At 41.3% G+C, this 12,280-nt stretch carries 10 protein-coding genes; all 10 read left to right on the top strand.

Going from position 1 to position 12,280, the window contains the following annotated elements; translation table 11 throughout:
- The first annotated feature begins 167 nt into the window (after positions 1-167).
- The 10 genes from D8886_RS11170 (at position 168) to D8886_RS11125 (ending at position 12,245) form a co-directional block, all read left to right on the top strand.
- A complete protein-coding gene (locus D8886_RS11170) occupies positions 168-791 on the top strand; it encodes a hypothetical protein (protein ID WP_125435716.1) in 624 nt (207 codons plus the stop codon).
- Positions 782-2,122, top strand: a complete 1,341-nt coding sequence (locus tag D8886_RS11165; RefSeq protein ID WP_125435715.1) for a hypothetical protein — start codon at positions 782-784, stop codon at positions 2,120-2,122. Before D8886_RS11170 ends, D8886_RS11165 begins: the two co-directional genes overlap by 10 nt.
- A 10-nt stretch (positions 2,123-2,132) precedes the next feature.
- Positions 2,133-2,429 (top strand): hypothetical protein, encoded by a 297-nt coding sequence (locus tag D8886_RS11160; RefSeq protein ID WP_002919196.1) that lies wholly within the window; start codon positions 2,133-2,135, stop codon positions 2,427-2,429.
- Positions 2,430-2,437: 8 nt separating this feature from the next.
- Positions 2,438-2,764 carry a hypothetical protein gene (locus tag D8886_RS11155; protein ID WP_125435713.1) on the top strand — a complete coding sequence of 109 codons (327 nt, stop codon included), beginning with the start codon at positions 2,438-2,440 and terminating at the stop codon, positions 2,762-2,764.
- A 168-nt stretch (positions 2,765-2,932) separates the two neighbouring features.
- Positions 2,933-5,473: a M1 family metallopeptidase gene (locus tag D8886_RS11150; protein ID WP_125435711.1), complete on the top strand. Its 2,541-nt coding sequence runs from the start codon at positions 2,933-2,935 to the stop codon at positions 5,471-5,473.
- Positions 5,474-5,625: 152 nt separating this feature from the next.
- Entirely contained in the window at positions 5,626-9,828 is a 4,203-nt protein-coding gene (locus tag D8886_RS11145; RefSeq protein ID WP_185761301.1) for a GbpC/Spa domain-containing protein, read from the top strand.
- A 268-nt stretch (positions 9,829-10,096) separates the two neighbouring features.
- On the top strand, positions 10,097-10,381 hold the full coding sequence (locus D8886_RS11140; RefSeq protein WP_002925100.1) for a helix-turn-helix domain-containing protein: 285 nt from the start codon (positions 10,097-10,099) through the stop codon (positions 10,379-10,381).
- 55 nt (positions 10,382-10,436) lie between these two features.
- Positions 10,437-10,763, top strand: coding sequence for a DMT family transporter (locus D8886_RS11135; protein WP_002904310.1), 327 nt, complete (start codon positions 10,437-10,439; stop codon positions 10,761-10,763).
- Positions 10,764-10,766: 3 nt separating this feature from the next.
- Positions 10,767-11,582 (top strand): SDR family NAD(P)-dependent oxidoreductase, encoded by an 816-nt coding sequence (locus D8886_RS11130; RefSeq protein ID WP_002925099.1) that lies wholly within the window; start codon positions 10,767-10,769, stop codon positions 11,580-11,582.
- 180 nt (positions 11,583-11,762) lie between these two features.
- On the top strand, positions 11,763-12,245 hold the full coding sequence (locus tag D8886_RS11125) for a hypothetical protein (RefSeq protein ID WP_002925096.1): 483 nt from the start codon (positions 11,763-11,765) through the stop codon (positions 12,243-12,245).
- Positions 12,246-12,280 lie beyond the last annotated feature (35 nt).

The following is a 12,280-nucleotide window of genomic DNA, read 5'->3' as shown; positions in this document are numbered from 1 at the left end:
GGCGTTGATAGAATGGCCTTGAAGGAGTCAAGGCGATAGTATTAAATCCTTTTCAACAGAATATGCTTTTCTTAAAATTAAGGTAGAAATATCTTTAAATTACTAATTATGATATAATATATGTAAGTAATTTGTTTGCAATTTGATTAATAAAATGGAGGAGACTGATGAAAAAAAAAGCCTTTGCTGTCAGCGTAGTTCTTATAGTTTTAATTTTTGGAGGAGTATTTTATATGGTGAATTCACAAAAGAGTTCGACAGGACTTGATGCAAAAGAAGAAAAGATTATTAAGCATGGTTTTCGCTTGCTGGAAGAACAGATTGGAACCTATATAAAAGAAAACTACTCCGGAATCTCTAAAATAGAATTTTCACCAATTTTCATTCAAGGTGGAAAGGACAATCCCCCTTTTACAGCGGATGTCTTGCCAGTAATTTATGATGAGGAAGGGAATCGGGCGGTGATGGGAAAGCGAATCGGTAAAAGAGGCTATCCTTCTTATGGAACAACTGGTGACTTAACTCTTGACTTTGATCATATGGGCAATGAAAGTATTTGGCTAGAAGGTTCAGCGACAAGCTTGGATAAAAAAATTGATGTTAGTAATGCTAATCATTTGCCAGAGGAGGCGAAATTAACACCACCAATTAAGGGTACAGACGATAACATTGATGCTTTGGTAAACGATGGTCAGTTGAAAAAAGTTACTAAAAGTGAGAAGGGAAGTCCTAAAGCAAAAATAGATTATAGCATTCAAATTATAAGAGGGAGCTATTCAGAATGGAATTGACTCATGAAGATATACAAAAATTACACAAAAAGGTTAGAGAATGGAAAAAACTTGAACAAGGAGATAGTGACTTTGTTGAAACCGGGGGCCAAGAATACGAAATCATCAATTCTGAAAACTCCGTAACAGAGGCTGTTGCTGTTGCTCCTATTGTAGGTGGGAAAGCTGACTATTCAAAGACTATTGTCTTAACAGCTGGTACACAGAACAAGGTAAATCCATTGAAAAATTCTTTTGAAGAGATAGGTAATACTTTGGGGTCAGTAGAAGGTGCTGCTGACGCCGCCTATGTTTCTGGTTTAAGTCCCCAATATGCTAAAATGGATGAATTTTTCGCGGAAACACAGAAACGCTTGGAAGATAAAGGTGTGAAAGGTGGTCAAATTTGGTATTCTTCTGCTCATAGTCAGGCCGGAGTACCAAATGCAAAGCTTTCAGTAAAATATAGAGTTAAAGAAATTGTTAATTACTATGATTGGGGTGCTAAAAAGGCTGTAGACAGTGGGCATTTTACAAAATCAGAGCTAAACTATTTAGAAAAGCATGCGATTATTTACTCAGATTCTGGGAAGGAAATTACGGGAGCGGATGGAAATGGAGGAGCTATCCCCTACGGTCAAGTTCGCCTTTATGAAGGAAAAAGCCATAATATCCAAACTCCGTATTTAAAAGGTAATAATTATGATTTTGATAAGTATATCAAAAAAAATAAATTCGTTTCCGGCNTGACAGAAAAACAGGTCCGAAAGATTGCTGAATATAAAGCAAAAACGTACAAAGTAAATGTAGCAATCGCTAATTATGGTTTAGAGATGGACAAGGTGACTCCTGAATACTATGTTCGTGAGTATTTAAAGGAATATGGAGACTTCGCTCCTGAGCCTTCTAAGCAGGATTTAATCGCTATAAATAGGAAACACATTGATGAACTGCATGCTTCTTTAAGAACCAGCTCTGGCGACAAAACAATTAGTTTGAGAGAGGAACTCGTTCGTACAAGTGCGCAAACCGTTCATCTTCAGGCTGAGNTCTATGAGCAAGAGGTTAAAGATAAGTTAGCAAGTGCAAAATCAAAAGTTGAAGCACACATCTCAGAACTGAGTAATGCAGCTTATACCATAGCCCACAATCTTTCAGCTGATGAGGTGGAGCGATTATTATCTGAGTTGAGCATGTCTACTGCTTGGAATGATGGAACAGAAGCATCTACTCTTGCCTCAGCAAACTCTTATATGACTACAATGACTGGTATTGCAGGGAATTTAAACAAAGCTGCAGATAGGATAGTAGAAATCGATCAACAAGGTGCCCAGATTTTTGAGAAAAACTAGGAGGTAGAGTATGATTGAACCAAATACAGAAGATCGAGTTGAAGCCGAACGTATAAAAAAAGAATATTTAAAGATTCAGGAACGTATTGCCATTCGAGGTTTGATTTCAGCTAAAAGAGCTGTCCTTCTTGAAGAAAGTCAAGCTTTGCAAACTTGGTTGGATAGTCAAGCTGAGGCTATGAAAACTTTTGCATCCACTCAAGTACCTGCCGACTTATCCGGGGCCTTTACCGGTGGAGCAGCAGATTCCATCAAGGAGGTACTAGGTGCTGTTCCTAAGCCTAGTTTGACCAGCCCTATCTTATAGGAGGCCGTATGGATATTCAGAAAAAAATTAAGCACCTTGATGACGAGCATATAGCTTTTCGAAAGAAAGTCAGCGAGTATGAATGGGATTATCAGGACATGAGACGAGAGGCTAAAAATATTTCAGAGCAAATAAGCGAGTGGCTATTATCTTTTTGTTGCAATAGTCCTGATACCGTCCCCTCATATGAATTAAGCCAAATAGAGGAAAATTGGGAAATTTTTGAGAGAAAAATTCATCGTTATGAAGAACGGCTAAACAAAACTTATCACGAAGAAAATCGAATCTATAACAAAAAATTAGAGGAACTTGAGAAAGAAAAGAATAACTCTTGACCTTTCTTTCATTATCATAAACCAAACGGACAGGTTATTCCCCTGTCTTTTTGTTTGCATTTATTCTGCAACGAAATCTTTTAAATATGATACAATAATAACAGATTATAAGCGGACAAGTATGGCGGAGTAATCTTGCTGCGTTGTTNGTTAGATGAGGAGAAGCAGATGCAAGCAGTTAAACATTTTATTGAAACTTTTGTTCCTGAGCACTATGATCTCTTTTTGGATCTGAATCGTGCCGACAAGACTTTTTCAGGCAAGGTGACCATTACTGGGGAAGCTAAGACGAGTAAGATTTCCCTACATCAAAAAGATTTGACAGTTGAAGCTGTAGAGGTAGCTGGCCAAGCTCGTCCTTTCACTCTTGATAAGGACAATGAAGCTCTTTATATTGAGCTGGAAGCAGCTGGATCTGTAGTGGTGACCATAACTTATACTGGTAAGATTACGGACAATATGACAGGGATTTACCCATCTTACTACACGGTTGATGGTGTGAAAAAAGAGATCATTTCTACGCAGTTTGAGAGCCATTTTGCTCGCGAAGCCTTTCCGAGTGTGGATGAGCCGGAGGCTAAGGCAACATTTGATTTGGCTTTGAAATTTGACCAAGAAGAGGATGAGTTGGTCCTATCTAATATGCCGGAAATTGATGTTGAAAACCGCAAAGCGACTGGCGTTTGGAAGTTTGAAACGACTCCGCGTATGTCTTCCTATCTCTTGGCTTTTGCTGCAGGTGATATGCAAGGAATTACTGCTAAAACAAAGAATGGAACCTTGGTAGGAGTTTATGCGACCAAGGCCCACCCAGAGAGCAATCTAGAGTTTGCTTTGGACATTGCGGTTCGCTGTATTGAATTTTACGAAGAATATTATGGAGTCAAGTATCCTATTCCTCAGTCACTTCATGTGGCTCTGCCAGACTTTTCTGCTGGTGCTATGGAAAACTGGGGCTTGGTGACCTATCGGGAAATCTATTTGCTGGTGGATGAAAATTCAACAGCTCTGAGCCGTCAGACAGTTGCCTTGGTTGTTGCACACGAACTAGCCCACCAATGGTTCGGAAATCTAGTGACTATGAAGTGGTGGGACGACCTTTGGCTCAATGAAAGCTTTGCCAATATGATGGAGTATGTCTCAGTTGATGCGATTGAGCCTAGCTGGAAGATTTTTGAAGATTTCCAGACCAGCGGAGCTCCTTATGCCCTCAAGCGTGACGCGACAGATGGCGTCCAGTCGGTCCATGTAGAGGTCAAGCACCCTGATGAAATTAATACTCTTTTTGATGGGGCGATTGTCTATGCCAAGGGCAGCCGTCTCATGCACATGCTGCGCCGTTGGCTGGGAGACGATGCTTTCCGTAAGGGGCTAGGCGCCTACTTTGAGAAGCATCAGTATGGAAATACCATCGGTCGTGACCTCTGGGACGCTCTTTCTCAAGCTTCTGGCCGTGATGTAGCTGCCTTTATGTATGCTTGGCTGGAGCAGCCGGGTTATCCAGTTGTCACTGCTAAGGTCGAAANTGACAGCTTGATTTTGACCCAGAAGCAGTTCTTCGTTGGGGAGCACGAGGACAAGGGCCGTCTCTGGCCAGTTCCGCTTAACAGCAACTGGCAAGGACTTCCTGATACTCTGACGACAGAAAGACTGGAAATTCCTAATTATGCAGCCTTGGCAGCACAAAATGACGGGGCTCTGCGCCTCAATACAGAAAACACAGCCCACTATATTACAGATTATCAAGGTGAGTTGCTGGATGCTCTTCTGAATAATCTCAGCTCTTTGGACAATATCAGCAAGCTGCAAATCGTGCAGGAGCGCCGACTTCTGGCAGAGTCAGGTAAGATTTCCTATGCGGACCTGCTGCCAGTTATCAGCAAGCTGGCGAACGAAACTTCTTATATGGTAGTTTCAGCTGTTTCCCAAGTGCTGGAAGGATTGAATCGCTTTGTGGATGAAGGCAGTCAGACAGAAGAAGATTACAAAGCCCTTTTGAAAGTTCTCAGTCGAAGTAATTTCGACCGTCTTGGTTTTGAAAAACAGGACGGTGAAAGCGATGAGGATGAGATGGTTCGTCAGCTGATTGTGGGCAATATGATTAAGGCTGACGATGAGACAGCTAAAGCTCAAGCTAGCCAGATTTTTGACAAGTATCGTGATAATTTGGAAAAACTCCCTGCCGCTATTCGCTTGCAGGTATTGGTCAACCAAATCAAGCATCATGAAAGCAAGGAGCTGACTAAGCTTTATCTGGACCTATATGTCGCTTCAAATGATGGAAGCTTCAAAAATGCTCTTTCTACAGCCCTTTCTTATACTAAGAACAAGGAAACACTGGATGAACTTTTAGCGACTTGGAAGGATAAATTTACTGTGAAACCGCAGGATTTGTCAGCTTGGTATGCCCGTTTCCTCAGCCGGGATTTTACTCAAGAAGCAGTGTGGACTTGGGCGCGTGAGAATTGGGACTGGATTAAGGCTGCATTAGGTGGCGACATGAGCTTTGATAGCTTTGTCATTAGCCCAGCAGTGGTCTTCAAGACAGAGAAGAGATTGGTAGAATACAAAGCCTTCTTTGAGCCACAGTTGGATGATATGGCGATTAGCCGGAATATCAGCATGGGGATCAAGGAAATTGCTGCGCGTGTTGAACTGGTGAAGCGTGAGAAAGAAGCAGTAGAAAAAGCGATTCGAGCTGCAATATGATAGTTTTAATTAAATAGACAAGAAAGTCTGAGATGCCACCTTATCTCAGGCTTTTTCTTTATAATTTTTAGCATTTAAACATTGCTTATTTGCCTTTGCTCTGATAAAATAGAACAATATGGACAATAAACAGGTAACTGTTTAAAGGAGAAATGGAGATTATAATGGAAAAGAAAATAGTCTATGGCTTCCGCAAGAGCCGCCTTTCTAAGGGCTTGTGCGGAGCTGTTTTGGGTGCAGCTTTGTTGCTAGCTGCTGGGTCGGTTCAGGCTGAGGAAAAGGTATCTTCAGCGGCCGATGAGTTTGCCCTTTCTGAAGCTGCACTTTCACCAACCGAAGCACCCCAGCCAACTGCTGCCCCTGCTCAGTCGGAGCCAGTAAGTCAAGACAAGCTTCCCTTGGAGGTTTCCCATGCGGACCTGGACCAAGCTGTGGCAGAGGCTGAGAAAGCAGGTATCCAGCTAAAGCAGGAATCGACTGTAGATTTAGGAACAGCTAGAAATCCAGAAGAAGCTGCTAGTAAACGGGAGACAGCCCAAGCCGATTACGCAACTCAAGTCAAGGAAATACGCAAAAACACAGCAGCATATCAGGAGCAACTGAAGACTTATGAGAAAGAACTCAGTCAGAAAGAGTCTGCCAATCAAGCCTTGAAAGACCAATATGACAAGGCGCTGGCTTCCTATGAACAAGAGTACAGCCGTATTCAAACTGAAAATGCTCAGCTAGAGGCGGATTATGAGCAGAAACGGACGGCTTATCAGGCAGAATTGAACCGTATAGTAAAAATCAATCAAGAGAAAGAAGCCTCCTATCAAGCGGCTTTAGCAGCCTATCAAGAGGATCGTTCACGGATTTTACAAGAAAATGCTCAAGCGAAAGCAGACTACCAAACTGCTATGGAGAGCTATGCTACAGAGCTGAAAGCTACTCAGGAGAAGAATGCTCAAGCAAAGCGTCGCTATGATGAAAAGCTTGCTCAGGTCTCAGCTCACAACAAAGCTGCCCAAGCTGAAAATGCAGCCATAACAGAACGAAATCAGGCAGCTGAAAAGGTCTATCAGGAAGCAGTCAAGCAGTATGAAGCTGAAGTATCCAGACTAACTCAGGTTAAGGCAGAAAAAGAAGCTGTTTATCAAGCAGCCTTGGCTGACTATGAGAAAGAATTGGCTCGGGTTCAGAAAGAAAATGCTAAGCTAGAGCAGCAGTATCAGTCAGAATTGACGACTTACCAGCAAGAAGTAGAACGCATTCAAAGAGACAATCAAGCTGCAAAACAATCTTATGAGACATCCTTGGCTAAAATCCAAGAGCAGAACAAAGAGATTGAGGCCCAAAATCTAGCTGTTCAGAAGAAAAATATAGCCTTAAAGGAGCAGTATCAGGCTGATTTAGCTGCTTATCAAGAGCGATTGGCTGAGATTCGTCAAAAAAATCAAGCGGCAGAGAAAGACTATGAGAGCAAATTAGCTGCTTATCAAAAGAATCGCTCTGAAATCGAGGCGGCCAATGATGCCAAAGCGAGAGATCATCAAGCAGCTTTGACTGCCTATCAATCTGAACTTGAGCGTGTCCAAGCTGAAAATAAGAAGCGGCAAACTGCCTATGAGACAGAAAAAGCAGAAGTAATAGCCCGTAATGCTGCCATTGAAGCTGAAAACGCCCAGATTCGTCAGCAAAATCAGGAAAAACAAGAGCTTTATAAAAATCAATTAGCTCAATATGAGCAGGATGTGGCTCGAATCACCGAAAGCAATCAGAAAAGTCGAGAAGCATATGAGAAAGCCTTGCTTACCTACCAGGAGGCGACTGCTCGGATTGAGACAGAAAACAAGAATAAACTAGCTGCTTATCAGGCAGACTTAGCGACATACCAAGCAAATCTTGCAAGGATTGAAGCAGAAAATCAAAGGCTAAAAGAAGATTATGAGGCAAACCTTGCTTCTATTTCAGCACAGAACGCAGTGATTGAGCAGGAAAATGCAAGCATTAAGGAAAAAAATGCCCGCCTAAAATCTGACTATGATAAGCTCTTGGAAGAATATAAGAAGGCAAAAGCTGCCTATGATACAGCCAAAACTAAGTATGATGCAGCTCTTGTAACTTTTGAGAGAGAGTTGCAGGAAGCTGAAGCTAAGAAAAATGAAGAAGGCTATCTCAGTAAGGTTGAAAGCCAGCCTTTTGTTTTCAAATCTGAGCCCCAGGCTGTCTTGACGCTTGATCCCTCTATTAGAACCTATACCAATGATGAGCTGACTGATGAGGTTCGTTCTTGGGGAATGGATCAACAAGGAATAACTGCTTTGACCAGTGTTTTAAAAGGGAAAGAACATCAGACTAAAGTCATTTTACAAAAAGATGTTCCTCTGGTAGCTACTTATACCAATATCAAAAATTCCAGTATTCAAGGAAAGAAAATCGCTAAAGTTGTCTACACTTATACTCTGAAAGAATCAACGAAGAGTCAGGATAAGCTTCCAGTTTTCTTAGTTAAGGATCCGACCTTGACTGTCTGGACCTTGGATTTTTATAGCCATTCTCGGGTCAATGTCCAAGCGGAGTTTTTCGATGAGGCTGGAGAAAGGCTTGATATGACAGGCTCGCTTGTCAGCTTCTCATCTTTAAATACGAACAAAGTTGCAATTGAATATATCAAGAATTTTAATGGTGAATATATTCCTATTACAGGTTCTGCCATTAATGTTCACCCAGATACTAGTGTTCACGCTGATATTTCAATTAACTTTGAGCGGGAAGGCTCTCGCTTTGAGTATAACAAATGGGACTCGCCGAACAGTCCTTATAACTGGTATGGCGCTATTGTAGGTAAAGCCCAGGGAGATGTCATTTCTTTTGATATCGGTTCGCGAAATCGGGGTTCTGCTTGGTTTGTCTTTAACTCTGATATTAAAGCCAAAGGTGTTCCAATCAAGCCTGTTGCTCCAACAGAAGTTGCTCAACCTCAGGAACCGGCTTATGAGGAAGTCAAGGCCTTGCAGCTTCTTCCGAGTCAGCCAGTCTATCAACCTTTTCCAGAAGAGCCAGATCAGCCGACCTATCAAGAACTTCCTAAACAGCCGACAGAAACTCAACCTCTTCCCTTTCCAAATCGGCCTGAGGAGCCAGTAGTTCTACCGGAAAGAGATTTGGAAAGTCTGCCGCAAGAGCCAACTTATCTGCCTGAGCCGCTTCAACCTCAAAAGCCAGTTTATCAGGAAGTGCCAGAAGAACCTAGCTTCCCTTCTTTATTGACAGAGCCGACTGCAGTTGAAGAGCCAACCTATGAGAAGGGACAGCCCTTGCTGAGTCTTCCGCGAGTTCCGGTTGAAGAAGCGCTGCCGCAGGAACCACAGCTACCTACTTATTTGAAGGAGCCAGAAAAACCTCAAAAAGATCCTGAAGTAAGCATGGGTGAGGCTCCGAAACCGCCTGTTTATGAAGAAGAAATTGCTTTAGAGGACCTGCCTCAGGAGCCAAGCTATCTGCAGGAACCACAGCTCCCTAAAGAACCAGTTCTTCAGCCTGAGCCCCAGTCACCTGTCAGAGAAAGTGATCTGCCTTTGATGGAGGAGCCTGACAAGCCGAACTATAAAGAGCTTCCTCAAAAGCCGGCTGAACCTAGCTATCAAGCTTTGCCAAGTCGTCCGCAAGTGCTGACTCAAACTTATCACTATAACCAGCTCTTTATTCAGTTAAAAGTCCGAGAAGAGTTGGAGGATGAGTCCAAGAAGAACATTCATCAACAAGAGGTTAGCTCGGGAAGTTTTGCTGTTCTTAATCTGGTAACAGATGCTTTGCCTGTTTATCGTCTTCCAATTCATTCTTTCGTATTGGAAGATCGTCTGCCGGAAGGTTTTGAATTGGATCTAGAAGCGACTAGAGCGAAAAGTCCTGGTTATGAAGTTTCTTATGACCCGAGCACCAGAGTCTTGACTTTTGTTGCTGCACCAGGTCTGCTTGAGCGCTACAATGCTGACTTAAATACTGCGACTGAGACTCTAGCTCCAGCAGCAGTCGGTCGACTCTTGTATCCAGGCAGAACCTATACCAATCATTTCAGCTTGCTGATTAATAATCAATACCGGATTGCATCCAATCAGGTTAGTGTTTCAACACCTCCTGCAGAAATTACTGTCCAAACAGCGCAGAAATTTGAGCCTATTTCAAACCAGACTTGGCAACATCAAAGATTAGCAAGTAAGCAAGCAAGTAACTTGCAGCTATCTGTCAGCTACCAAACCACACAAGGTCAATTGCCTAAAACTGGAAGTAGTTCGAGTGCTCTTCTCACTTATCTTGGCTTTGCGGCCTTGCTAGCTTCAGCTGGCTTCCGCCCTTCTGAGAAAAAGTCATAAAAAGATAAGCAGCTCCTGCATCAAGAGCTTTTGAACATGATAAATCAAGACTGAGACAATTTCGTCCCAGTCTTTTTTACTGAGGATTTTTTGGGGCAAATGGTTGATAGATGTATCAAGTGTTTTAGATAGGCAAGTATTTTAAGATTAACGTAAATCGTGTTATAATAGCCATGTCAAAAAATTTTTACATACAATAATCACTAATGTTAAAGAATTTCATCTAGCCAAACAAATAAAAAATAAGTATGATGAGGAGGAAAAGATAATGTTAGGAAAACAATTGAAATTTATACGGGAGCAAAAAGGCTATAGTCAAGCTCAGATTGCAGAATCACTAGGAACGACTCGGCAGACCATCTCGAATTGGGAAAATGATAAGACGATTCTAGATAGTGCAAGTCTTATTCGTCTAGCCGATTTTTACCAGATTTCATTAGATGAGTTATGCGGTCGAAAAACTTTATCTATCTCCAAAGATTCGAGCATAAAATCAATGATTTTGACAAATGCCTGTACACTTTGGACTTGCTTTGTTTCATCTCTCGGATAATTCTATTGATTTTCCTGCTAACTTTTTAGTTATTTAGAATATTAGGAGGAAAACAATGTTTTACTATTTTTATTTATCTCTCGCAATTCTATTTGAAATTGCCGCCACAAGCCTTTTAAAATTATCTCAAGGTTTTTCGAAACTATTTTTCGGTTGCCTTGCTTTGATGTTTTATGGCTTGTGCTTTTTCTTTTTATCTCTATCTTTAAAGGGCATTCAGTTAAATCTAGCTTACGCTATTTGGTCTGGAATAGGTCTAGTAGGGACAACAATATTATCTATTCTGCTTTGGCACGAAAAAGTGACAGCTGTAAGTCTTTTAGGGATAAGTCTAGTTATTGTCGGACTTGTTTTATTGAATTTATCACAAAAGACTCACTAAAGAATGGAGAATGATATGTTTGATAATTATTTTAAAAATAAAAAGGTTGTAATTATTGGTGCAAGTGGCAGTTTGGGAAGGGTCTATACACGAGCTTTTCATCAAGCAGGTGCTAGGTTATATCTCTTAGGAAGAGATATAGAGAAGTTAAAGATGTTTGTGCAAGAATTTTCGTCTTTTATTCCAATAAGCTCAGTGGATATTACAAGTGAAGAGTCTCTAAAAAATGTAGTATCAGAGATACAAGAGTGGTCGGAATGTATAGATATTGTTATCAATGCAACTGGTTTTGATGTAAGAAAATCTTTGTCAGCGCATTCCCTTGAGGACATAGAGCAGACACTATTGATCAATTTATCTGGCGCCATTCTGATTAGCAAGATTTTTCTGCCCTTATTAGCAAATGAAAAATGTGCGACAATTGTGCATTCTGGCGGTTTTGCAGATGGGCGGCTTGCTTTCCCATACTATAGCGTAGATGTTGCTAGTCGCGCAGGGATTTTTTCTTTTATTGAATCAATGAATCGCGAATTAAGACAGGAGCAGAAAAAGATGTATTTAACCTATTTTTGTCCTAATGCTGCGGACACGCCCTCAGAAAAACCTTACCATCCTGTTTGGGAAGAGATGGGAATTAAGATTTCAACTACAGACGAAGTTTGCCTGACTTTGCTAAAAGGTATTAAGTCTCATCAAAGAGTCATCCTAATGGGGCGAGGGGCATCTTTGTTTACTAAACTCAATCTTCTGTCTTCAAGATTAGCCGATTTTCTTTTATTAGATAAATATAGCCGTATATTGAAAAAGCACTTTTCATAATCCATTTTCCCTATCTTTCAGCCTTTTTTAAGAAAAAATTCAGTCCTTTTTAAGTAAAAAACTATATGATAATGCTATTCTAGTGAAAGGATGTGTATTGGATGACTTGTAAGCTGCATTAGCTTCTTGCTTGATAGAATGAGTCAGAAAAATTAAAAAAGAAAGAAGGTAATAGATTTAATGGATATGGAAAAAATGATTGTTGTAGAAAAAAGTACTAAATGGTGGCTGACGGTTGCAACGGGTAGTGCTCTAGCAGTCGGACTTCTGGGCGGTTATGTTCTTGCGACAGCTATTCACGGTACAAACAGTCAGCAATCAGCTATTCAACAGCCAGCTACTGTGCCTGGAGCACCGGAGCAGGGACAAAATGGTCAGGATGCAGGAAATAGCATGCCTCCGCAACCAGGTCAGAATGGTCAAAACGGCGGACCGGGTAATAGCATGCCGCCGCAGGATGGTGGTTCAGGACAGAACGGTCAAGACCAAGGAATGCCGTCTCAAGACGGTCAGCAGGCTGGCAAGGATAAGAGCAAGGATTCTTCTGCTCAGCAAAATGACAACGGGAAGAAAAACAAGAAAAAGTCTTCAACGAACACAAATGAACAATCGGACAAGAACAATAATAAGTCGACAAAAGAAAATAAAACGTCGCAGTCGTAGAAAAAACATACTGATTTTGACCCAAGTCATGATAT

It is taken from the genome of Streptococcus sanguinis (genome assembly GCF_003943655.1).
In the GTDB taxonomy this organism is placed as follows: Bacteria; Bacillota; Bacilli; order Lactobacillales; family Streptococcaceae; genus Streptococcus; species Streptococcus sanguinis_F.
This window is presented reverse-complemented; position numbering and strand designations above follow the sequence as displayed.